Source organism: Paenibacillus illinoisensis NBRC 15959 (genome assembly GCF_004000925.1).
In the GTDB taxonomy this organism is placed as follows: domain Bacteria; phylum Bacillota; class Bacilli; order Paenibacillales; family Paenibacillaceae; genus Paenibacillus; species Paenibacillus illinoisensis.
Window position 1 is genome coordinate 432,371 of sequence record NZ_BIME01000001.1, and the last position, 24,916, is coordinate 457,286.

Sequence of the window (24,916 nt, forward strand, 5' to 3'; positions counted from 1 at the left end):
ATCCAAATCGTTAACCACATCTTCTTGTTTTGGTTAACAATAAGATTACCAAAATCGAAAGGATTGTTCAATCATGAAGTTATCTTTGCGGGGTATTGTATTTAGTGCACTCATGGCAGCTATACTCGTTCTTTTTGGTTACATAAGTATTCCCATCGGTTTCTCACCCGTCCCTATTACGCTGCAGACGCTTGCCGTCATGCTGGCGGGAGGATTACTGGGCCCGTTATACGGTTTTCTAAGTATTGCTCTGGTCGTTATTTTGACTGCTCTCGGGTTCCCGCTTCTGCACGGGGCCGGTGGCCTCGCCGTACTCCTAGGTCCTACAGGCGGATACGTCATGATGTGGCCTTTCGCCGCCCTGCTCATTGGATTGCTGCTGGCACGAATCAAGCTGAGAGGAATCGGCGGTTATCTACTGGCATTTGTCGTGTTTGAACTGTTTGGATCGTTGTTGATCTATGTCTCAGGCGTACCGTGGCTGGCTTATGCCTATAAAATGTCTCTTCCGGAAGCCATGATTCAAGGTTTCTATCCTTACATTATCGGAGATCTGATCAAAGCACTCTTTGCTGCAATCATTATCGCGCCAGTTCGTATGGTATTCCCGCCGCAGCGACTGACAGGTAATCTGAATTCGACCATTGTGAAGGCCGATTCCTAAGGAACACATATCATAAAAAACTGCTCAACCCAAAAAGTCGTTTCCGCGTGCAGGAAGGTACTTACATCCACGCAGGAAACGACTTTTAAATATAATGAGGAACTTTGCTAATGAAATGAATCATGAAGGTGATTCTTGCTCCCTAGCTCTAACTACCAGTTAGCGAACCGAGATATTTAACGAGATGTATAACCTGCATCGGCGTGAATTGTCGTGCCAGTCACGTAAGAAGATGCATCGGATGCCAGCCACAGACTCGCTTGAGCAATCTCGTTAGGTTGTCCAAAACGATTCAGCAAACTGAGCTGCGGTGCATACTCTTCAGCCGTGAAGCCGAATTGATCCAGCGCACCACGCAGCATCGGCGTGTCGATCGCGCCTGGCGCAACCGTGTTGACACGGATATTGTGCGGTCCGTTCTCCATTGCGGCAACCTTGGTCATTCCAACAACACCGTGTTTGGCAGCAACATAAGCAATGTTGTTTGGTTGCGGACGGAATCCGCTCACAGACGAAATGTTAATGATGGATCCGCCCTTGCCTTGTTTTAGCATTTGCTGAAGCTCATATTTCATACAAAGCGCAGTACCTGTCAGGTCAACCGACATCAGGCGGTGCCAATAGGCTTCGTCAAATTCCGCTGCTGGCTTGTCATCCGGAGTAAGGGCGGCATTGTTCACAGCCACATCCAGTTGTCCGTATGTATCCACTGCAAATTTAACCATAGCCTGTACTTCTTCCGTTTTGGAAATGTCCACTTTCACGAAAGCGGATTCACCGCCTTCCGCACGGATTGCTTCCACGACAGCTTGTCCCTTTTCTTCGTTAAAATCCGCTACCACAACTTTGGCTTTGGCTGCTGCAAACAGTTTGGCCGTTGCTTCGCCCATGCCCATGGCTGCTCCTGTTACGATTGCTACTTTTCCTTCCAAAACGGGAAATGTCATAATAAAGAATACCTCCAATTTAATATGAATGCTAAACAATCCTCAATATATCCATATCACTAGCCTTATTCAATCCGTAATATGTCCTCAACTGTATGTTACTGTACAAAACATGACATTCTGTTCATTAAGTTGCGTCATCATGACAATTCAACCATACTGTTTTAGAGGTGAATATAAGATGACCGTGCAGTTGGACAAGCGAATACTTCGCTCCAAATCCGATATTAAACATACGTTTTTGCGTTTACTTCAGGATAAACCTTTTCATCAGATCTCCATTTCGGAGATTGTAAGGGAAGCGAGCTATAATCGAGGAACATTTTATGCCAATTTTGCAACCAAAGAGGATCTGCTAGGTGAAATTATTCAGGATGTTCTTGAAGAATTTGTTAACCAGATCAAGCATCCGTATCGGTACATAACGAGAGTGAACCTGAAAGAAATGCACACCGAGGACATCACGTTGTTTCTGTATTTGAAAGAACATGCTTCTATATATAAGCTGCTGCTTAGTGACCATATCCAGGTTGATTTTCGATACCAGTTGGCGAAGACGATTGAAGACCTGTTTGTCGCTGAATATGAATATGAACTGGAAGAAGGATCACGGATTGATCCGAAATGGCTGTTTATCTACCGCGCTCATGGGGTTGCTGGACTGTTGATTCGGTGGATTGAAGAGGACTTCCCCAACACTCCCCAATATATGAGTACTCAAATCGTAGAATTAATGCTCCTGTCTACGGCCGTTTTCCATGTAAAAAAATAATTCCATGAATCTGCCTCAAACCGTTCATTCGAAACAAATATAAATGAAAAGGCAGCGCCGACGGCGCTGCCTTTTTAGGAATATACACGGACTTCAATCAACTCGGCACAGGGACCTCCGTTGGTCTCCTCAACAATGATGCGCAAATTTCTTGTCGACACAAAGTGATTCAACGCAATTTGGTTAGTACGCCTGCGATTATCCTTGACGGATTGAACCAGAACCCGTTTGCCTTCCACCTCTGCCTCGATCCGGTACGCTTTTACGAGCTCCGGAATGATCTCGAACGGAGTCCGGTGATGATGCAGATTAATGAGATCTTCATTCACATCATCATTCCATGTCAGAAGAATTTCACGGATAGACACCGCATGCTCCCACTCCAACTCCACCCAGGCTTCACCGTTTTCGTTCTCATACAGAGGAAGAGACATCCAGGAATGAGGGCCGCCATAAGGGCGTTTATAGCCATCGATTACTTTTTCCGGCAGATAAGCATCTGTCTTTCCTGTAATTTTAAAACAAAATGGTTTGCGGTTCAGTGCCTTCATGCTCCAGGCAACAACGGGCTGAGACTCATCGTGATCCTCAAGGGAAGCGACCGCGTGCGGGGCAGCACCCTTCTCAAAGGCCAACACACCGGTTACTTGATGACTGGATTGATAGAGTCTAATTCTGTCATTCTGCCTGATAACAGCAAATGCATTCTGCGAATGGGCAGGCTCCCATTGGATGCTGACATGAATCCATTGCTCTTCACCCTTAGTTACACGAATGGTCCTTTCGGCAATCTGTTTTGCTGGAACGTAGTTCTCTTCCCGACCTGTATCCCAGAGCTCTACTTGGAGCTCTGTATCTTCCTCTGCCGATACCAGTAACTCCATCCCCGGAAGCGAAGGATCAACGGGAAAAAGAATTCCGATATCTCTCTCCAATCGATAGGACGCTACCGGTTGATCAATTGCAATGGTCATACACGCTGTTGAAGCAGTTACTACAGCCTTAGGGGCAAGGTCCTGCCTGTCTTCATTTTGCAATCCGATGACCGATGCATCCTGTCGCAGTAGCGTTTGCTGCAATTCCTTCAGATGCTGGTTATGGATCAATCGCGGAGATACCCCCTTGGCTGCACAGAGCGCAGCAGCAGTCCCGGCAGCTTCACCCATCACCGCACAGGTTGCCATAACTCTTGTCGTACCGAAGGCCACATGTGATGCACTTACATTTCTTCCCGCAAAGAGCAGGTTCGACACATTCGCCGAATAAAGTGAGCGATAAGGAATATGATAGATGCCATCGGCATGCATATGCTTGGAACCGCTGGCTTCGGCGTACATGCCTTGTGGTGGATGCAGATCAATGGACCACCCGCCAAAAGCAATCCGGTCGGCAAAAGGCTCCTGAGCTAGAATATCATTTTGGTTGAGTACATAATCTCCCATAAAACGTCTGTATTCTCGTTTCCCCGGAATGGAACCCACCCACTCCAGTGTCATCGTTTCTGCATCAAACTGCCCTGAATTTTTAATATAATCCCAGATGCCATAAATGACCGACCAGAGTTCATCCCGGATCTGTTCATTCTCATGAACCGTGTCCAGTTCCCCTCCCCATTCGATCCACCAATAATGACAGCCTGAATCACCGCTGCGAATGACACGTTTGATTGGAATGGGCGTTTCCTCAATGTTTTTGGCAAAGGACGGAGGCACGAAACGAACAGGTCTACCCGCATCCTGTGTGTAGAATAGCAGCGTACTTCCCAGCGTTATCTGATCAGCCGTCTCAGGTGCCCACTCTTCTCCATATTCATGTGCCGCCTCACGTCCCAGACGATAGCGGGCTCCAGCCAGAAATCCGACTAAGCCGTCTCCTGAACAATCAAGAAACACCGGACTTTCAAAGCGAATGCGCCGTTCCGATCCCATCATCCACCCCGTCACCGATCGAATATGGCGGTCTTCCTCCGTTCCTTCTGCTTCCACCTCGTGTACATCCGTATTCAGAAACAGGCTGATCCGTTCTTCCGCTCGAACGGCTTCAAAAAGAACCAGATCCCACAAATAGGGATTGCCTTCCGGATTGCGGTACTGGTTCTCCAGGAACAGCTCTCCCATGATGCCCGTCTCCCGGGCATACCGGTTCGTTCCGTGTGCTGTTGCTCCGCAAACCCACACCCTTACTTCACTGCTTGAATTACCGCCAAGCACAGGCCGGTTATTAATTAGGGCCACCGTACTTCCCAATCTCGCCGCTGCGATGGCAGCACAGATGCCTGAGAGCCCGGCCCCGACAATCGTAATGTCACTGGTAATCTGTTCTGTTCTCATGTTCATCACCCTTTCACGGCAGAATTGGTCAACCCCTGAATGATGTAACGCTGCCCTATAGCAAATACAATGATCATGGGGATAATCCCCGCTGAAGCAGCAGCCATCATGCCATTATAATCCACCGTATTTTCCAATATGAAATTTTGCAGTCCCAGAGGTACCGTATACAGATTCTCGTCGATGAGAAACACAAGTGCATTCTCATAGTCGTTCCACTGCCAGGAAAAATCAATAATAGCCAGTGTGGCCAGTGCCGGCTTGGCAAGTGGCAAGATCAGGCGAAAGAATATGCGGAAATGTCCAGCTCCATCAATAAAGGCTGACTCGGATATTTCATTCGGAATGGACAGAAAGAACTGACGAAGCATGAACACGCCGAAAATGGTGAACAAACCAGGCAGAATCAATGCCAGATGTGTATTATAGATTCCCGCCCACTCAAACATGATGAACTTCGGAACGAAGAGCACTTGCGGCGGAATCATCATCATCGACAGATAGAGCAGAAACAGTGCATTCCGACCCTTGAAATCAATCCGGGCGAATCCGTATGCTGCAAAAGCGGAAAGAAATGTTGCGCCTACCATGCCAATGATGGATATCTTGAGTGAATTCAAATAATACGTACCGAAGCTTTTGGCACCGGACCATACTTTTTGATGATGCTCCCAGGTCAGATTGGATGGAATCCACTCAATGGGATATTTGAAAACTTCCATAGGCGTCTTTAGAGAAGTGCTTATCATCCAAAGAAAAGGAATAATCATGACAATAGCCAGTGCCAGCATAATGATGGTGATGAACAAACTGCCAGGCTGCACAATGGATAGACGTTTTTTGAGTTCCATACTTCCTGTCCCCCTTTTTAGATTAGTAATGGACCCAGCGTTTTTGCCCTACCCACTGAAGAACAGTAATCAGCAGAATAATGGCGAACAGTGCCCAGGAGACCGTAGCGGCGTATCCCATGTCGTAATAACGAAACGCATTCTGGTATACATACAGAGACAGGATGGTTGTACTATTACCAGGTCCCCCCTGTGTTGTGGCCTGAATGATTCCGAACGTTTTGATAGCCATGATCAGTCCGGTAATTAGCAGCAGAAATGTGGTTGGACTTACCAGAGGCCATATGATTCTGCGCAAAATCTGAAGCGGTCTGGCTCCATCGATCTTGGCTGCTTCCAGCAGCTCAGATGACACTTCCTGTAAGGCAGCAAGGTAAATAATCATGTTGTAGCCCAGCATAAACCAGATCCAGATGATATCGATGGCGTACATGGAGGAGGTTGTCGTGGAAAGCCATCCCGGTGGGTTATCTACGCCAATACTGCGCAAGAATCCGTTGATTGGTCCCTGATTGGGCTGAAACAGCAGCATCCAGACAAATGCCACAGCTACTCCGCTCGTGATATAAGGCATAAAGTACAACCCGCGCAGCAGCTTTTTCAGATAGATCTTTTGATTCAGGATGACGGCTACAATAAAACCAAGCACAATCGAGACAGGTACGGCGAGCAAAAATATCAGGGTATTACGCAAGGATAGAAAGAACAGCGGGTCTTTCATCAATCGCTTGATATTGTCCAAACCTATAAACGTCATATCTGGGTTCATAAATTTGTAATCCGTAAACATGAGACCAAAAGAGTAGATGGCCGGGATCAGGAAAAAAAGCAGAACTCCCAGCATGTTTGGACCGACAAAAATATATCCCAGCATGCGCTGTCTTCTCATCCAGTTGTTATGCATTGTTCTTCGCCTCGTTTCTTCCAGGGATAACCCAAGTCTACCAACCCGGCAATGTTCCCATAAGTAACAAATCCACCTTGTTCATAAAACAGAATGATGCAAAAAATGCTTTGCCACAGGCGGTCCAATCATTCAAAAACATCAATTTGTTCTATGCTGCGAATGCCTATCCATCTGCTGTCAAAACAAAGAGACTGCCACCATAAATCTGGGGCAGTCTCCATATATCAACCTTTTGTTGCAAAAGAATAATGTTGCTTTTTTTTATTTGGCCGTCTTGAGATAATCATTATGTCTGGAAACCATTGCGGAGATCGTTGTATCCAGATCCTGTACGCCCAGAAAATACTTTTCGTACTCCTGCGCTCGCAAATCCATCACTTCCTGAGGCACAGTCCGGACATAGGTTGGCGTTTGATAATCAAACATGACATACATGAGTGACTCCAGATCATACGTATCTTTCTTGTCTCCAAGCATGCTCTCCAGCGCCTTATCCTGATCTGCATCCTTGGAAGCTGGGAATCGTCCTCCCTCAGCCATTGGGGCCATGCCGCCATCCGCATACCACTTCAGAAATTCCCAGGCTGCTTCCTGATGTTTCGATTTGGCATTAATGGAGATGTAATCTCCCAGTCCACCTCGCATGACATAGCCTTCCTTATCTTCAGACAAACGCGGTACCGGTGCGAAGGCGATGGTGAAATCCCGCGGGTAATCGGTAAAATTGTTCGAGCTGCGGAGAAGCCATGCCCCAATGTTAAGCATAGGTACTTCCCCGCTCAGAAACATCTGCTCCACAGGCATTTTCGATGTCAGCTGCTCTCCGAGCGGCGGTGTCGTTTTATCCTCAGCCATCATGGCATTCAGGGTTTCCAACCACTTTCTCACCATGGGATGATCCAGGTTAGACGTTCCGTCTGCCTTGGTATACCCTTCCTGTGACAGGACGGAATCCATTGAATCAACGAACGGTTCTGTGTTTTGAATGAACCCATATCCACTATCCTTTTTTAGCTTTTTCGCATATTCTCTCATCTCATCCCAGGTCCAGTCCTTCGGAACAGGCAGATTGGCTGCATCAAGTGCTTCCTTGTTCAGTGCCACGAAATAGGTGCTCTTCGTGGTAGGGACACCATAATACTTCCCGTCAATTTTCCAGCCCTCCGCATCAGGACCCATTTTCTCGTCGATGTTGTAGTCGGTGAAGGAACTCAGGTCAGCGGCAGCACCGGATGCCACCCTCTTGGCCGTATGGGAAATCGTATAGTTCACAAATAAATCCACATCCTGACCTGTCATGATGGCCGTATCCAGTTTAAGATTGCCTTCATCATCATTCACATAACGCACATATTCAATCTGTGTTTCGGGATGCTCCTTGTTCCACACATCGATGACTGCCTGCGGCCCCGCTTCAGGCGGTACGCCTCCCCACATTTTCAGTTTGACTGTATCACCCGAATTGTCAGACGCACCGGTCTGAGCATTGGAACCTGAATCATTGGAACAACCTGCGATCATGCCCACAACAAGGACAAGTGATACCATTCGTGCAACCAAGCCTTTTTTTCTCACCAAGAGACGACCCCCTCGTAAATTCTGGATTGAAGTTTGCAACTTAAGGATAGCAAATGAGTGAGAATGGTCGTAAGTAACAGAATCATGATTGCCATGGAACAGAAATACACATTTGAAACCGTTATCATCCTTCAGTCAAATCATTTTGTTCTATTTCTGATGACGATATTGACTCGGGGTTGTACCCGTCATTCGTTTAAAGATTTTGATAAAATAATTATCGTTCATAAAACCGACCTGGTGGCCAATCTGGTTCACAGGCCAATCGGTATCCGTTAGATACTCGATCGCTTTGTTAATTCGTGTTCGATGCAAATAATGAATCAGCGTCTCCCCGGTCTTCTTTTTAAACAGGGCACTCACGTAGTTTTCCCCCATCATGACGTAACGTGCAAGGAACTTCAGTGTAATATCCTGATCATAATGCTGTTCAATGTATTGGATGATCTTATTCACTTCCGGATGCGTAATTTTCTCCTTGGGCGCTGTGGATGCAGGACGGATGGCGCGCTCTTGTGGCACTCCGTTATTCGATAATTCCTTGCTTACCTTAACGAGAGTTTCGCGCAAATCCTTCACACTCATCGACAACTTCAGAATGTAATTAGAGGCGCCATATTCCATGGCCTGCCGCATGGATTCAAAATCGCCCATACATGTCAGCATGACAAATTTGGATTGGATGCCAGCCTTCCTTGTTTCCTGAAGTAACATTAATCCGTCCATCTGCGGCATGACAATGTCACACAGAACAAGATCCGGAGGGTCCTGCTTAATCATTGGTAACGCTTCCAATCCATTGCTTGCTTCTCCGGCTAGCGTGAACCCCATGTCCTCCCAACGAATGATCTCCTTCACAGACTCCCGGACGAATGTCTCATCTTCCACCAGTAATACTTTCCACATTGTAGTCCCTCCATTCCGTTAATCCTCGTCATTCTTGTTGCCCAGGTTTTGGTTCGCATATGGTTCGGACAGCAAAACAGGCAGATGAATCCGGCACAATGTCCCCTGTTCCAACGAGATCACCTCGAGCTCGCCTTTGTCCTTGAATAGAAGTCTTAGTCGCTCCCTGATATTCTGCAGTCCAATACTTGGTCTCTGACGACCCTGCTCCCTGTTATTCTTCGAATGATCCATTCCTACCCCGTTATCCTCGACCTCCAGAGTCAAACGATCAGGCACAGCTGCATTTCTAAACATCCGGATCTGTATCCTGCCTCCCTCTGCCATATTGCCAATCCCGTGGCGAATCGCATTGTCAATCAATGGCTGCAGACTGAGCTTGGGAACCAGAGCATATAGCAGCTCTTCGTCATAACTGAACTCTATGTCAAACACATTTCCATATCTGACTTGTTGGATATACAGAAAAGCTCGCGTCAGATCCATTTCATCGCGAAGGAGAATGAGATCCACATCTGAATTGAGGCTGGTTTCCAGCAGTTTACCGAGTGAAAGACATATTTCCACCGTTTCTTCGTTCCCGTTCCGCAGGCCAATCCATTTCAGTGTATTGAGCGTATTGAGCAGAAAATGTGGATTCATCTGAGCTAGAAGCATCTGAAAATGGACGGCATCCTTCTGCCTTTCTTCAGCACGAAGCTGTTGAACCAGTCGGTTCATGTCTACCATCATCGTATTGAAGGTCCGTGTAAGATCCAGCACCTCTCCCCGGTGATTCTCCTCTGGCAGCCGAATGCGGAGATCCTTGCCAACCGCTTCTTTCATCTTGACCTGTAGACGGGATAACGGCCTTGTAAATGTATAAGCAATCATGAAAGCAATAGCAATAAAAAGGGCCGTAATGGCATAAAAAGTTGCGAAATAATGCTTCTTCAGGCTTTCAATCTCACCAAACAGCAATTGTAAGGGAATACGGTTTATCATATACCAATCCAGTGAAGGCAGATAACTATAGTTAATGAGTGACTCACTGGACTTGTCAGTCCAGTATCCATTACTCGGCTCGCGGGAAACCTCACGAATAACTTCATCGGACAGCTTAGACTCGGAATTGGAACGAGCAATCACTTCGCCCTGACGGGTCATGATAAAATAGAGCTGGTCACTCTCGGACTTCTGCAATACAGACTGAAACCAGTAGGAGAAATCAATGCTGATTCTTGCCAGTCCGTATGTATTGTTATTCCGGTCACGGAGTTTGGCGTACAAGGATAACAGGGTTGGGCTCCTGGTCACATCACGGGATACGTAATTCTCATCATTCGATGTCCACACATATGAGGTTCCGCTATCCTGAAGAGCCAAAAAGGAACGATCCGAGGCAACGGTGTCATAATCTAGCGGGACCTTGGGCTGGTATGAGGTGTAGATATGCCCGTCTTCATCGAGCAGCGTAAAATAAACAGATGGATTGTAGAGAAAAAAACTGTTATTCAATCCTTTGAATTTGTCCTCCATACGCTCCTTGTTATCCAGGACGTTGCGCTCGCCAGGATTTTGCAGAATTCGGCGAACCTCGGAATCCTGTTCCAGGAAGATCAATGTTTTGAAAGCGATACTGAGCTGATCTTCCAGCGACTGGTGGAGATTATCCAACTGTTCATGACTCTGTTCACTGATCTTCTGCTGCACAAGCGATTCAATTTTTTCGTAGTTGTACAGATTGAGAATGCTGAATGGAAGCAGAATGACAAGCGCGAATCCTGCAAACAAACGGTATTTGAGCTTGTGGGGGATCATCCATCCCAGCCACTTCCGCATATGAACCGACTCCTTTTGCTGCCCTCTGGTGAACTTATTATATCACCCTGTTCATGCAGCTGGATGGCTGATTTTGCTGACGATATCTTCATTTTAAAGAACCCTGCACTCCAGTCATAGAAACATATCTCTCATTGCATAGAACATATCTACACATTAAAGCCCGCTTCTCTTCGAAAACTTATGCTTTCATATACGAAAAGTTCGTTCATCATATTATCGTGAAATGGATCACTAATTTACAACTGATTTCTGTTCCAATTGTGAGGGTATTCGCTTCTTTTATTCTATGTTATATTAACATCTACGAAAACGCTTTCAATACATAATCTGGAGGTGATCCTTCCTTCGTACACCCTGTCTGGACTGTTATAACTGAGCTTTTTTTCCATCTGAGCAAGCATAATTCATCAGTTCAACTATTCCAAGCATGAAGGAGACACTGTTAATGAAGAAAAATCGTAAAAATGTTCTATCCCTCACACTGGTCACCGCACTGATTCTGTCTCTGTTCTCTTCTGCCATGGCCTCTGCAGCTCCTGATCACAAAGGCAAGCCAAGTAAACCTGCTGCCCCAACCAAAATCCAGTCCTACGTCAGCGCCATGGAACCAGGCTGGAATTTGGGTAATTCGCTCGACGCTGTGGGCGAAGATGAGACGGCCTGGGGTAACCCGCGGATTACCAAGGAACTGATCAAGCAGATTGCGAAGCAAGGTTATAAGAGCATTCGCATTCCTGTGACCTGGGAAGCCCACATCGGCGACGCACCCGACTACACCATCGATCCCGCCTACATGAACCGTGTACAGGAAGTTGTGGATTGGGCACTCGATGCCAATCTCTATGTCATGCTTAACATCCACCATGATTCCTGGCGATGGGTCAGTTACATGGAGAAGGATCATGATCCTGTGCTAGCACGCTATAATTCCGTATGGACCCAGATTGCGAAACAATTTAAAAATGCTCCTTCCAAGCTGATGTTCGAAAGTATTAACGAGCCCCGTTTCACAGAAGGCGGAACAACAGATGCCGCAGTCGGGTACCGTATGCTCGATGAGCTTAATACTTCTTTTCATCAAATTGTAAGGTCTTCTGGCGGAAACAACAAGACACGTCCACTCGTACTCCCGACAATGCACACCTCATCCGCACAAGCCGATCTGGATGCATTAAATGAGACGATCACGAAATTAAACGATCCTAACATTATTGCGACAGTTCACTATTATGGCTTCTGGCCATTTAGTGTGAACATCGCTGGTTTTACCAAGTTTAATGAAGAAGTGCAAAAAGACATCACGGATACATTCGATCGTGTATACAACGCTTTTGTAGCCAAAGGTATACCAGTTATTGTTGGTGAATATGGCTTGCTGGGCTTCGACCAGCATACCGGTGTCATCGAACAAGGTGAGAAACTGAAATTCTTCGAATTCGTTGGACAGTATCTGCGTCAAAAGAAGATGACCACCATGCTGTGGGATAACGGGCAGCATTTCAGTCGTACAAACTATACTTGGTCTGACCCTGATCTCTATAACACGATGAAAGCGAGCTGGAAAGGTCGTTCGTCCACAGCCGAATCCGATCTGGTCCATCTCAAAAAAGGAGCAGCCGTTCAAGATCAAACGATCCGATTGAATCTGAATGGAAACACCTTCAAATCCCTGGCTAACGGTAACAAGAAACTGTCTAAAGGCAAGGATTACACGATTAAGGATGACGTGCTGACTCTTAAATCCAGTCTGTTAACCAAACTGACCGCTTCCGGCAGTCTTGGTGTCAATGCGAAGCTTACGGCGAAATTCAATAAAGGCGCCGACTGGAACCTGAATATCATTACGTATGATACGCCTGTGCTGGGCGATGTTACAGGAACTACCGATTCTTTTGCAATTCCAACCACGTTTAACGGAAACCAGCTGGCCACGATGGAAGCGACGTATGCCACCGGAGGTAACGCCGGGCCGCAAAACTGGACATCCTTCAAGGAGTTCTCTTACACCTTTAGCCCGGATTATAGCCGCAATATCATTGAACTGAAACCAAACTTCTTCAACGAAACGAATGATGGTGAGGTTATTCTCAAATTCCACTTCTGGAGTGGCGAGGTGCTCACCTATAAAATAACGAAGAACGGTACCAGTGTCGTTGGTCAAACGTCTTAAGTCACAAATGCGAACGTTCTGTTCAGAGCAAGGCTCTGACAGAACGTTTTTGTTTTGACCAAAGTCCGAATAACGTACAAGTCATGCCTCATACCTTTACAGTAATTTGGCTTGAGGAGGCAAAATCATGTTTAAACGGGTAGACCGCCTTGCAATTGAACTGCCGATCTCCAATAACCCGGACCCCAATGGAGCAAGCGCAGTCCAGGAACTGCTTGGTGGAAAGTTCGGCGAGATGTCCACGTTAAACAACTATATGTTTCAATCCTTCAACTTTCGGGGCAAAAAAAAGCTGCGTGCCTTTTATGACATTGTGGCAAGTATTACGGCTGAAGAATTTGGTCATGTGGAGCTTGTCGCCAATACCATTAATCTGATGCTGGTTGGCACTACTGCTCCGGGAGACCCTGACACCACCCCGCTTCGTGCAGGTAAGGATGCTCGTATCACTTCACATTTCATTGAATCGGCTCAGACAGCGCTCCCCTTTGATTCCATGGGTAGACCCTGGAACGGTTCATATGTCGTGAACAGCGGCAATCTGATCTTCGACCTGCTGCATAATTTTTTCCTCGAATGCGGTGCACGTACCCACAAGATGAGAGTGTACGAGATGACGGATCATCCAACTGCCCGGGAGATGACCGGTTATTTGCTCGTTCGTGGCGGCGTACATATTCTTGCCTATGCCAAAGCGCTGCAGATTGCAACCGGCGTTGATGTGACCAAGATGTTCCCTATTCCACGCCTGGACAATAAGGTGTTTGACACGACCCGGAAATGGGAAGCCATGGGCGAACATCGCAGGCTTTACACTTTTAGTGACAAGGACTATCAGAACATCGCCCAGATCTGGAAAGGCACACATCCGACAGATGGCGGAAAACTGGAGGCATTCGCAGGGCTGCCCGGACACAGTGGCGCTATTCCCGATCTGCCGGACCTGCCGGAAGAATTCGCCCCTGGCGTCTCTGCGGAAGATCTGTTACAGATTGCAGAACGGCTGAAGCGGCAAGCAGGGTTGTAATGCTGAACGTATGTCAAGCGGTCATCTCATTATTCGAGATCACCGCTTGTTATTTTTGTCTGACCTTCCTATTACAAAACAAACGATATATCACCGCTTCGGCTGTGTATGACATATGAGGCTCCCAACCCGCGGTAAACCAGCTGAACAGGACTCAGGCTGCTTGTAACCACATAAAGCCGCTGCGGGCACCAGCTATGGCATAATTGAATGTCCTGACAGCACTCTGGCAGATTTCTTTCAAATACAAAGGCATGTTTGACCGCCCAATCTAAAGCAATGGGCGTCTTGTCTGCCGAACCAGAGTGATAGAGGCGATACACAGAGATCTTACCGATCAATTCAGTCAGCTGCTGTTCCTCTTCTGCATTGTGGACAAGCACGATTACATCCATCCCCCTCTTCAGCAATAAACGAACAAACTCCATTCCTGCTGAGCTCTGTCCCGTTGAAACTAACATTACAGCGTCCTCCGACATCGTGCTCCCTCACCTTCGTCTCCACGCCAGCAAGAATATCCTCGCATGGTATGAGCGAATCATAGTCCTGTAATCGCAGGGCTGCAAGGCAGTAAGGGAACAATTTACTGCGTAAATCAACCATTTCTGGCGAAACTCAAGTTCATTTTAACCATTATCTACTCCTGGCTTCATCTAGCTTCAGTTTATCGTGGAGCGAATGAGCTAATGAAATAAACAGATGTAATCAGCAAAAATAACAGACTGATCCCGATTTAATCGCTTACATCACGGAAATATCCACCCGCAAGCACTTAAATGCGGTAAATAAAAGATCCCCAACATTTTACTTCATCGTCACTCAGCCGTAACATAAACCAAAGGTTGAAGAACTTAAAGTCGCATTCATTCGATGGAGGTTGGTGGCGTGTTTCCGAGTTGTGAACTCATAAATCAAATAACAATAAACCATGAAATGAAGATTACTTCCATGGAAATCATTCGGTACGATATGCGAAAGCTGCCGTTACTCCCTCATGAACATTCAGACAGCTACTGCGGCTTGTTCAAAATTTCATGTGGAGGCATTCACGGATTTGCAGAATTTAGTTTACCGAGAGGTTCAGAGCCCGCCGATCTGGTCAAATGGGCTTCGGTATTCGGAGGGTTAAAAGGGCTGGAACCGAAGCAAGCTATCCATTACATCACCGAGCACCAAAGTCTGTGGGGAGAGGTTCGTGCTCATTTTCTTCTAAAATGCCTAGACAATCTGATCTTCAATCTGGAGAACTGCGGAAATTTGCATATGAGCCAGGAACAGGTGCGTGCCTTTTTGATAGAATATGCACTCACCTATTATTCGTTTTAATACACTTGTTACATGAATGAATAGCAAAAAAAGCAGGCAATGAGTCTGGTCAAATTCATCAGCTCTCTCTGCCTGCTTTGTTCATTATTGTTTAAACTTCACAACAAGGATGTTGTCCCCGTTCGCCTGTACACTGCCAATCTTGGCCGTCTGCACTTCTTCTATCATTTCATTTCCGTTCGGGATCAGAACGGGAGTGATGAGTGGCAGCCCCGCAGCCTGAATGGCGTTCATGTCAAACTCAATCAATAATTGTCCAGCGGTAACTACATCTCCGCTTTGGACATGAGCGGTAAATCCCTCTCCCTTTAGACCAACGGTATTGATTCCAACGTGAACAAGCATCTGCAGGCCAGTCTCATGCTCCAGAATGACAGCGTGTTTACTCTTGTTCATCACATGGGCTACGACGCCATCAAAAGGTGCGAACACCCTACCCTCCGTAGGCTCAATGGCAATCCCCTCACCCATATGCTTCTCTGAAAATGCAGGATCAGGTACGTTGTCCAATGCCACCGCTGTACCGGTCATCGGCGAAGCAATCTCCAGCTTATCCACCTGGGGCCGATATACCGCTGCTTGATTGGTCCGATCATCCGTACCTGCGGTTTGGACAGCCGAAGGATCACTCTCATTTCCACTGTTCGTTATCTCATCTACAGCAAGCGGCTGATCCTTGTAACCGAAGAACCAGGTTAATGCAAAGGCCACACCCACAGCAACCACATTAACAAGAATGTACAGGGGCAGCTGACTGTTCAGATACAGCAATGTACCGGGAATCACCGTTACGGCCATGCCCGTACCCTTCAGATGGAACAAGGATGCGAGAAAACCACCGACACCGCCACCAATCAGTCCCATAACGAACGGTTTCATGAAGCGCAGGTTTACCCCAAAAATGGCAGGTTCGCTGATTCCGAGAAACGCAGACAAGGACGATGGTAGAGCCAGAGCCTTGAGTTTTGTATTTTTTGTTTTTAATCCTACGGCTAAACAAGCGGCTCCTTGTGCAGCCATCGCAGAAGTTACAATGGCGTTGAATGGATTATAACCTGTTTTTTCCAGCAGCTGGATTTCCAAAAAGTTAAAGATATGATGCACACCGGTAACGACAATAATCTGATTGAAGAAACCAATAATAATTCCGGCAATACCGAATGGAAGGTCAAGAACAGCTGTCGTCCCATGCAGCACCCACTCTTCAAGCGAATGAAAGACGGGACCGATGGCAAAGAGTCCCAATGTAATCATAACCGTTAGTGTGATAAAAGGCGTGAGGATCAGGTCCAGCGCCTCCGGCACGCGTCTTCTCAGAACCTTTTCGAACTTCGCTCCAATAAGTCCCACGAAAAATGCAGGTAAAACGGATCCCTGATAGCCTACAACGGGTATAAATCCAAACATGTACAATGCTTGAGCCGATCCATCTGCCACAGAATAAGCATTCGGCAGTGCCGGATTGACAAGCATCAGTCCGAGCACAATCCCGAGCACAGGGCTGCCGCCAAATACGCGGAATGCAGACCAGGCCACCAGTGCAGGCAGGAATGCGAATGCAGTGTCCGTCAGTACTTGAGTAAACAACAGGAAATTGGGCGAAATGTCCTCAGGGGTTGCACCGAACAAGGACAGAATTTCATTCTGGGTAAGCAATCCGCGCAGCCCCATGAACAACCCTGTAGCCACCAGTACAGGAATAATAGGTACGAACACGTCTCCGAACGTGCGGATTGCTCGTTGAAATGCATTGCCTTCCTTTTTTCCCTGATTCTTCACGTCTTCCTTGGAGGTACCTTCGATTCCGAGCTTCTCGACCTCTTCAAAGATCCGGTTCACGGTACCCGTCCCGAAAATAATCTGATACTGTCCGGAATTGAAGAAGGCACCCTTGACCTTGTCTATATTCTCGACCTGCTTCTGATCGATTTTCTCTTTGTCATTCACCATAATGCGAAGACGTGTCGCGCAGTGGGCAAATGATGCGATGTTATCTTTGCCCCCTATGGCTTGAATGACTTCCTTGGCTATTTGTTGGTTATCCGACATGGTATTTCATTCCCCTCACCTGATATCTAGTAATCCCATTTGGTCGCTTTAAACTCAGCCTTGCCTCCACTCGCAAAAAAGCGAATTCCCGTACTTTCGGGGCTTGGGAAAATTCGGCTTGTGAATACCTCTTCCCCATCATTGACAAAGATTTCAACCGATGACGTATCTACAAACAGTTGTAACTTGATCCGATCTCCGTTTAGCGTGCACTGGCGTACCGTGCCATTCATGCCCCCCATTGGAGCACCTGATAAGGTTCGGTCCAGTATCAACTTTTGCTGAAGACGGTCGTATTGCAAAACGGTCTTTTCTTCACCGCCTGTTCGAAATTCAATCCCGAATCGTTCAGCATCAACATGACTGATTTCACATTCCAGCTCATAGGCAGTGCCGTTGAATGCAGCAACACTTTCAGATCTATTCTCAAGTGTCGTTTGATAACGGTGTCCCTCGGATTGTTGACGCAGCTTCTTCATCTCATCTACAGGCTGCTGTATGAGTTTGCTGTCTTTCAGGGACAACTGGCGCGGGATCGTAAGGCAATGTGCCCACCCGCTCGCATCGGTTGGATACTCCACATCCGGAAGTCCCATCCATCCAATCAATATGCGTCTTCCGTCCGGAGCTTCCATCGATTGTGGCGCATAGAAATCGAACCCGCGATCCAATTCCTGAAAATGATCATGATCAAACTCTCTCGTCTGTAGATTTAATGGCTCACCAATCAGGTAACCTGACTGAAAAATGTTATTGTACAAATCCCCGTCACCTTCGATACCCTGCGGTGAAAAAAGAAGCACACCTCTACCATTCATCTCAAAGTAATCCGGACACTCCCACATATAACCGAATTGGGAGAGATGCGTCTGGATCTCCCCCAGAAACTCCCACACTGTGAGGTTGGATGATCGATACAACACCGCGCATCCTGTCATGTCTGTCCGCTGTGCTCCGATTACACAATAATAGGTATCCCCATCCTGCCAAACCTTCGGGTCCCTGAAATGTTCTGTATACCCGGACGGTACTGACGATATAATCGGCTGCTCGGCTTTCACAACTGAACCGCTTTCATCCATGACCGCCAAGCATTGATACGGATGTCTGATCCATGCTTCATCCCTGGTGTTGCCTGTGTAGAGCAGGTGCAGCTTGTCATCCTTGACAATGGCACTTCCTGAGTAAGCCCCGTGCGAATCGAATGTATCACCGGGACGGATGCCAATGCCCACCTGCTCCCAGTTCACAAGATCTGTCGAGCGAACATGATACCAATATTTCATTCCGTGTTCTGTTCCCAGAGGAAACCATTGATAGAAAAGATGATAGTGTCCTTGGTAATATGAAAATCCGTTAGGATCATTCAGTAAGCCCGTAACAGGTTGAATGTGATAGGATTGTCTCCACGAGCAAGCGGAAATCAACGCTTTCAGTTTATCAATCTCTCCTTCTTCCGCCTGCTCAATGAATCGGTAGCGCTGCTCTCTGGTCATTTTCATAACATATCTCCTAACCTTGCCCAAAATCATTACATTGAAGAGGAACCGGTTCCAAAGCGAATAAAAAAATAATTCCACGGCATAAAGCCAAAACCGTTATTCCAATTCGAATATCTCTAACGAATGGAACCGGTTCGATGGAATTATCATAAAGGATAAGTTTATACGTTGTCAACGCTTTCTCGGGGAATCAATTCCACATCAAGTATAGTTTGTTTCTCTACCGGCTCACCTGTAACCTGACGAATCATATGGCTCGCAGCCAGTTTACCGGCTTGCAAATAATGAAATTCCACTGTTGTCAGCGCCGGATGAATCATTTCCGTGATATCGTATCCGCCAAATCCGGCTACCGACAATTCATGGGGTATTTGTATCTTGTTAGAGAAAGCTGTCTTCATTACACCCAGTGCGATGTTATCCGTGGCACCTACAATGATGCTCGGTTTATTGTCCCGAAGAATGGCTTCTGCTGTAACGATCGCTTCGGACATTTTGAAGCTTGTCTCGTAGTAGGTAACATCACACCCACTCCCGCCATATTCGGCGATGGCACGCTGGAATCCCTGTCTACGATGTATGCCGACGGCCTGGTCCCTCTCCGTTACACCAATATAAACAATCTGGCGGTGCCCCTTCTCCACCACATATTTGCCCATATCGTATCCGGCCTGGTCATCGTTGTGAACCAAACTATGCAGACGTTCATGCTGTTGTCCCACCAACAACACCGGAATGCCAATCTCTTCGACTGCCTTCAGATGTGCTTCAGTTACTTCAGCGGCAAGCAGAATAATGCCGGATACCTTCTGCCTTGCAAAATCATAAATGGCGTCTATCTCGCGGTGCATATCCTGGCTTGTATTGGCAATCAACATCTGGTACTGATTGGTTCTTAATTCCTCATCTATGCCGATAAGCGTCTGTGAAGTTGCAAATGAGTCCAGCCGGGGGACGACTGTTCCGATAATACTGGTTTTCTTCGCTTTGAGACTCTGAGCAAAGGTATTTGGTACGTAATTATATTGTTTGATAATGCGCTCAATCTTCTGGCGTGTGTCTTCACTGACCGAACCGCCATTAAGAAAACGGGAAACGGTGCTTTTGGCCACGCCGGCCAGTTGAGCGATATCAGAAATGGTTTTGTTCATAGTTACTCCTCTTGTGTACAGCTTAAAAATAAAATGGATAATGCACCCTTCTTATTATACTTGGTTGATGTCGATGTGGCGAATATCATTGTGCTGCAGTACAGCGTTATTGATGTGCGGCATCACTTCAATTCATTGCATGCAGAAGGTGTACATGCTAGTATAACTTCAATTCATATCGTGCACGATGGAATATTAACATATCAATAAACAATTACAGGCTATGACGGAAAGAGTAAGCGGAATCTGGCGTTGATTACAGGGACGTGGTGCCAAAGACTGAGAGCACCCGAGGCAACCATCCGCCGAAGTTCACTCCCGAGCCGATTGCTGAAAAGCGGCTTCTTCAAGAGTCAGCTTCTAGGACAATCCGTTCCTTGCGTTAAAAGGTCAAAGTGAGATTCGGCATGCCTGCAATCAGGCTGAACCGTTTCTAATTAGGGTGGTACCACGGCTTCTTCGTCCCTTGCGGATGAAGGGCTTTTTTTGTTTTTCAATAAAATGAATTCATATCCAACGTAACGGAGGAGTGGTTGTAAATGGACGAGAACAAAACCTTGGAACAATTACGAAGCCGATTAAATGAGATTAATCATGATCTGCTTCACTTACTATCAGAGCGGGCGCAAATCACACAGGAAATCGGTCAGATCAAGGAAAAACAGGGCGTTCCCAAGTTTGACCCCGTTCGTGAGAAAGAAATGCTGGAAGAATTGACGGCAGCCAATCCTGGGCCTTTCCAGGATGATGCCATCAAGCTGCTGTTCAAGCAGATCTTTCAGGCTTCGTTGCATTTACAGGTTGACGAACACAAGAAACAGCTTCTCGTCAGCCGTAAAAACCAGCAGGAGGATACAATCGTCTCCATTGGTGACATTCAGGTTGGCGCGGGCAAACCAATCATGATTGCCGGACCTTGTTCCGTCGAGAGTTACGAGCAAGTCCGGGAGGTTGCCAAGGCTTTGAAAGAAGCCGGGATTTCGGTTATGCGCGGCGGAGCGTTTAAACCACGCACCTCCCCATATGATTTTCAGGGATTAGGGATTGAAGGACTGAAAATTCTGAAGGAAGTAGCTGACGAGTTCGGTCTCAAAACGATCAGTGAGATTGTGCATCCAGGCCATATCGAGCTGGCAGCGGATTATATTGATGTGATCCAGATCGGTGCCCGAAACATGCAAAACTTTGAGCTGCTCAAAGCAGCGGGCGACGCTCGTATTCCGATTTTACTTAAACGGGGGTTGGCAGCAACCATTGATGAATTCGTGCATGCTGCAGAGTATGTCGTGTCCCGTGGGAACAAACAAGTCATGCTGATTGAACGAGGAATTCGCACTTATGAAAAAGCCACACGCAATACCCTTGATATCTCTGCCGTGCCTATTCTAAAACAGGAAACCCATCTTCCCGTGCTGGTGGATGTAACCCACTCTACTGGACGCAAAGATATTCTGGCTCCATGCGCCAAAGCTGCCCTGGCGGCTGGTGCCGACGGCGTTATGGTGGAAGTGCATCCCAATCCAGCAGTAGCGCTATCCGATAGTGCGCAGCAGTTGAACATCGAACAATTCCATCAGTTCCTCTCCTCCGTGAGACAATCCGGTTTATTGAAGGATTAATAGTCGCAGAAGATAGTGAACCGTATTCTTTAAAGCAAGCAAAAACAAACAAAAAGCCTGAAGGAGTAGCCTATTCATCATCAAATATGAATGAGCATTCCTCAGGCTTTTTCTTATTCTAACCATTTTTCATACCTCTATGATAATAGGCAGGATCATCGGTCTTCGTTTCGTCTGGGCATAAATGTAATGTCCGATCTCGTCCTTAAGCTTTCTTTTGATGACATTCCACTGGTTCACTCCGGCTCCGGTCAGTTCTTCCATTCTGGATAGCACCAATCCATGAATTTCTCGCATAAATTCCTCCGAGTCTTTTACAAACACAAATCCTCTGGAAATAATCTCGGGAGATGTGACCATTTGCTTCTCCGTTTTGCTAAGTGTCGTCACAATGACAAGCATACCGTCTGAAGATAACTGTCTGCGATCCCGAAGCACAATATTACCTACGTCCCCCATAATCAAGCCGTCAACCAGACTGTTGCCTGAAGCGATTTTGGGACCCGGTGATGCTACGCCGTCCTTGTACTGAATCATGTCACCATTATTTACGATAAATACGTGATCCGGATCGATGCCAACTGATTCAGCCAGCAATCTGTGCTGGTACAGCATGCGGAATTCGCCGTGGATGGGAACCAGATAATCCGGCTTCATCAGTGTCAGCATCAGCTTCAGCTCTTCCTGACTGCCATGCCCCGAAACATGCATGCCCCCCGACCCGCTCGAACCATATAGTACTCTTGCCCCCAGTACATACAGGTTATCAATAACGTGGGCTAAATTGCGTTCGTTGCCCGGAATTGCTCCTGCCGCAATAATGACGGTGTCACCTGCTGCCACTCTCACGTGAGGGTGCTTACCTGTCGCGAGCCGAGACAGCGCAGCCATAGGTTCACCTTGGCTTCCCGTACAGAGAATAACCACTTGTTCAGGAGGAAACTGATCCGCATCAATCGCTTCAATCAGCAGGCCGTCAGGAACATCCAGGTATCCGAGTTCACTAGCAACAGATACGACATTAACCATACTTCTGCCCAGCAAGGCCAGTTTGCGGCCGGTCTCAAAGGTGGCATTCACAATTTGTTGGACCCGGCTGACATTGGAAGCAAAGGTGGAGATGAATATTTTTTGCCTGGCTCGAATAAATGCATCCAGAATGCGATCCCCTACAACACGCTCAGAAGGTGTAAATCCAGGTCGTTCGGCATTTGTACTCTCGGACAGCAGCAGATGAACGCCCTGTTTACCAATCTCGGCCATTCGATATAGGTCAGGATAAGGTCCATTTACCGGTGACATGTCGAACTTGAAATCGCCGGTATGTACCACATTTCCACCAGGTGTCCGGAAGAATACCCCCAGGCAGTCCGGGATGCTGTGGCTCGTTGCAAAAAAGGAAACGTCGATATCCCCCAGCTTAACAGTGGAGTGAGCATCGATTGTATGAAGATCTGCTGTTCGCAGCATGTTATGCTCTTTCAGTTTCAGTTCAATCAACCCTCGGGTAAGCCTGGATGCATATACGGGGATATTCATTTGTTTCAAAAAATAAGGTATGCCCCCGATGTGATCTTCGTGCCCATGGGTAACAACAAGCGCTCTTACCTGGTCCAGATTCTCCAGCAAGTAGGAGACGTCCGGAATAATGAGATCGATGCCCGGCAAGGTCTCATCCGGAAATTTGGAACCACAATCGATGACAATAATATCCTTGTTGTACTGAATAATATACATGTTCTTACCAATTTCGTTTACGCCGCCAAGTGCAGCGACATACAACTTATTGTGGGCTAGATTCAATTTGAAGCATCCTCCTTTTCGCTTTGCTGCAGTAACTGGGCTATTCTACAAGCCTGTTTATGTAGTTGTAGTATGTTATTTCTCAGTTCACTTATGCATCGTGAATGATCGTCACGCCAAAAAGCCCGCAATGGAACACTGGCTCCACTACGGACTTTTATCAGTTTAGGATAAAGTAATTAATACAAAATTCCTTTTATAAGAACAAGTTAAACGAGCGATTTACCACGCTGCAGCAAAACATCTTCTTCATAGGTTTTAATCTCGGAGATCCATTTCTCGCGAACAGGCACTCCCTGCTGGGCACAATAATAATCCCAGATGGCACCAAATGGATAGGATTTGAATTCTTCGGTCAACGCAAGCCGTACCGTATAATCACCTTGCAGCTCAGCGGCTTTTAGTGCATCCACCGGTTCCAGCATGGCACGCAGCAAAGCTTTGATCGTGTTGCGCGTACCGACAACCCAGGCGGCTACGCGATTGATGCTGGCATCAAAGAAATCGAGGCCCACATGCGTCGTTGGTAACAGGTCATGACGAACAAGTTCGCGTGCAATTTCCAACAGCTCATCGTCCATAATGACGACATGGTCACTATCCCAACGCATTGGACGGCTCACATGCAGCAGAATGCCACTAGTAAAGAGCGCAAGGGAAGACAGCTTGTTGGAGATGACCTCTGTGGGATGGAAGTGGCCTGCATCCAGGCAGATCAAAGTATCATTTTGCAATCCATATCCCATATAGAATTCGTGTGATCCAACCACGTACGCTTCCGAACCAAGGCCGAACAGTTTACTCTCAACCGCGTCCAGATTATGCTTCGGATCAAGCTTCTCTGCAAATACTTCATCCAACGAATCCTTGAGACGTTTGCGCGGTGTCATGCGATCAACCGGATTATCCTTGAACCCGTCTGGAACCCAAACGTTCGTTACGCACGTCTGGCCCAATTGTTCGCCGAAATAAGCGCCGATGCGACGAGACGCCTTACAGTGATCAATCCAGAACTTGCGGATCTCCGGATCAGGATGACTCAGTGTGAATCCGTCGCTTGATTTCTCATGAGAAAAGCACGTCGGGTTAAAATCAAGACCCAGCCCCTGCTCCCTCGCCCATTGCACCCATTTCTCATAATGCTTGGGCTCAATCTGATCCAGCTCCACTTTTTCATCCGTATCGGTATAGATCGCATGCAGATTGACCTTATGCTTACCTGGAATCAGCGAAAAGGCTTGTTCCAGATCTGCCCGAAGTTCAGCAGGAGTGGTTGCTGCTCCCGGATATTGACCAGTAACAGAGATGCCCCCCGTCAACTCTCCATCCTGGTTCAAAAAGCCTTTCACGTCATCACCTTGCCAGCAATGCACAGATACCTTGATCTCTGCAAGCTTCTCCAATACCTCATCCGTATTAATTCCATGCTGGGCATATAACAATTTGGCTGCTTCATACGCTTGCTTGACTTGGTTATCCATTCGCAGAAA

19 protein-coding genes are annotated in these 24,916 nt (G+C 47.0%); 6 read left to right on the top strand and 13 right to left on the bottom strand.

From position 1 onward, the window contains the following. Positions 1–73: 73 nt before the first annotated feature. Entirely contained in the window at positions 74–664 is a 591-nt protein-coding gene (locus tag PIL01S_RS01795; protein WP_127536004.1) for a biotin transporter BioY, read from the top strand. A gap of 176 nt (positions 665–840) precedes the next feature. Here PIL01S_RS01795 and PIL01S_RS01800 read toward each other — a convergent pair whose 3' ends face one another. Continuing rightward, entirely contained in the window at positions 841–1,611 is a 771-nt protein-coding gene (locus tag PIL01S_RS01800) for an SDR family NAD(P)-dependent oxidoreductase (protein ID WP_127536005.1), read from the bottom strand. Between the two features lie 181 nt (positions 1,612–1,792). Between PIL01S_RS01800 and PIL01S_RS01805 the strand changes: the two genes are divergently transcribed. Further along, a complete protein-coding gene (locus PIL01S_RS01805) occupies positions 1,793–2,383 on the top strand; it encodes a TetR/AcrR family transcriptional regulator (RefSeq protein ID WP_127536006.1) in 591 nt (196 codons plus the stop codon). 74 nt (positions 2,384–2,457) lie between these two features. Here PIL01S_RS01805 and PIL01S_RS01810 read toward each other — a convergent pair whose 3' ends face one another. The 6 genes from PIL01S_RS01810 to PIL01S_RS01835 form a co-directional block, all read right to left on the bottom strand. Further along, a complete protein-coding gene (locus PIL01S_RS01810) occupies positions 2,458–4,713 on the bottom strand; it encodes an FAD-dependent oxidoreductase (protein ID WP_127536007.1) in 2,256 nt (751 codons plus the stop codon). Positions 4,714–4,718: 5 nt separating this feature from the next. After that, on the bottom strand, positions 4,719–5,564 hold the full coding sequence (locus PIL01S_RS01815; RefSeq protein ID WP_127536008.1) for a carbohydrate ABC transporter permease: 846 nt from the start codon (positions 5,562–5,564) through the stop codon (positions 4,719–4,721). A gap of 22 nt (positions 5,565–5,586) precedes the next feature. Further along, complete coding sequence (locus PIL01S_RS01820) at positions 5,587–6,468, bottom strand: carbohydrate ABC transporter permease (protein WP_095358348.1); 882 nt, start codon at positions 6,466–6,468, stop codon at positions 5,587–5,589. A 264-nt stretch (positions 6,469–6,732) separates the two neighbouring features. Beyond that, on the bottom strand, positions 6,733–8,046 hold the full coding sequence (locus PIL01S_RS01825; protein WP_307720974.1) for an ABC transporter substrate-binding protein: 1,314 nt from the start codon (positions 8,044–8,046) through the stop codon (positions 6,733–6,735). A 153-nt stretch (positions 8,047–8,199) separates the two neighbouring features. Beyond that, entirely contained in the window at positions 8,200–8,955 is a 756-nt protein-coding gene (locus PIL01S_RS01830) for a response regulator transcription factor (RefSeq protein WP_095358349.1), read from the bottom strand. An 18-nt stretch (positions 8,956–8,973) separates the two neighbouring features. Further along, entirely contained in the window at positions 8,974–10,776 is a 1,803-nt protein-coding gene (locus PIL01S_RS01835; protein ID WP_127536009.1) for a sensor histidine kinase, read from the bottom strand. A 448-nt stretch (positions 10,777–11,224) separates the two neighbouring features. Here PIL01S_RS01835 and PIL01S_RS01840 point away from each other — a divergent pair, with 448 nt between their 5' ends. Together PIL01S_RS01840 and PIL01S_RS01845 are read left to right on the top strand one after the other, a co-directional pair. After that, positions 11,225–12,949, top strand: a complete 1,725-nt coding sequence (locus PIL01S_RS01840) for a cellulase family glycosylhydrolase (RefSeq protein ID WP_127536010.1) — start codon at positions 11,225–11,227, stop codon at positions 12,947–12,949. A 127-nt stretch (positions 12,950–13,076) separates the two neighbouring features. Beyond that, a complete protein-coding gene (locus PIL01S_RS01845; protein ID WP_095358352.1) occupies positions 13,077–13,976 on the top strand; it encodes a manganese catalase family protein in 900 nt (299 codons plus the stop codon). A 71-nt stretch (positions 13,977–14,047) separates the two neighbouring features. On the opposite strand, the gene PIL01S_RS01850 is transcribed toward PIL01S_RS01845, so the two are convergent. Further along, positions 14,048–14,437, bottom strand: a complete 390-nt coding sequence (locus tag PIL01S_RS01850; protein WP_127536012.1) for a hypothetical protein — start codon at positions 14,435–14,437, stop codon at positions 14,048–14,050. A 487-nt stretch (positions 14,438–14,924) separates the two neighbouring features. Between PIL01S_RS01850 and PIL01S_RS01855 the strand changes: the two genes are divergently transcribed. Further along, positions 14,925–15,302 carry a hypothetical protein gene (locus PIL01S_RS01855; protein ID WP_127536013.1) on the top strand — a complete coding sequence of 126 codons (378 nt, stop codon included), beginning with the start codon at positions 14,925–14,927 and terminating at the stop codon, positions 15,300–15,302. Between the two features lie 84 nt (positions 15,303–15,386). On the opposite strand, the gene PIL01S_RS01860 is transcribed toward PIL01S_RS01855, so the two are convergent. The 3 genes from PIL01S_RS01860 to PIL01S_RS01870 form a co-directional block, all read right to left on the bottom strand. Beyond that, positions 15,387–17,351, bottom strand: coding sequence for a sucrose-specific PTS transporter subunit IIBC (locus PIL01S_RS01860; protein WP_127536014.1), 1,965 nt, complete (start codon positions 17,349–17,351; stop codon positions 15,387–15,389). Between the two features lie 26 nt (positions 17,352–17,377). After that, positions 17,378–18,853: a glycoside hydrolase family 32 protein gene (locus PIL01S_RS01865; RefSeq protein ID WP_127536015.1), complete on the bottom strand. Its 1,476-nt coding sequence runs from the start codon at positions 18,851–18,853 to the stop codon at positions 17,378–17,380. Positions 18,854–19,014: 161 nt separating this feature from the next. Beyond that, positions 19,015–20,004: a LacI family DNA-binding transcriptional regulator gene (locus PIL01S_RS01870; RefSeq protein ID WP_127536016.1), complete on the bottom strand. Its 990-nt coding sequence runs from the start codon at positions 20,002–20,004 to the stop codon at positions 19,015–19,017. A gap of 539 nt (positions 20,005–20,543) precedes the next feature. On the opposite strand from PIL01S_RS01870, the gene PIL01S_RS01875 reads away from it, so the two are divergent. Continuing rightward, the gene (locus tag PIL01S_RS01875) at positions 20,544–21,623 is read left to right on the top strand and encodes a bifunctional 3-deoxy-7-phosphoheptulonate synthase/chorismate mutase (RefSeq protein ID WP_127536017.1); all 1,080 of its coding nucleotides are present in this window, start codon (positions 20,544–20,546) and stop codon (positions 21,621–21,623) included. A 129-nt stretch (positions 21,624–21,752) separates the two neighbouring features. Here the strand turns inward: PIL01S_RS01875 and PIL01S_RS01880 are convergent, their stop codons facing one another. Further along, a complete protein-coding gene (locus tag PIL01S_RS01880; RefSeq protein WP_127536018.1) occupies positions 21,753–23,426 on the bottom strand; it encodes a ribonuclease J in 1,674 nt (557 codons plus the stop codon). Between the two features lie 209 nt (positions 23,427–23,635). Next, on the bottom strand, positions 23,636–24,907 hold the full coding sequence (gene rhaA / locus PIL01S_RS01885) for an L-rhamnose isomerase (RefSeq protein ID WP_127536019.1): 1,272 nt from the start codon (positions 24,905–24,907) through the stop codon (positions 23,636–23,638). Between the last annotated feature and the right edge of the window lie 9 nt (positions 24,908–24,916).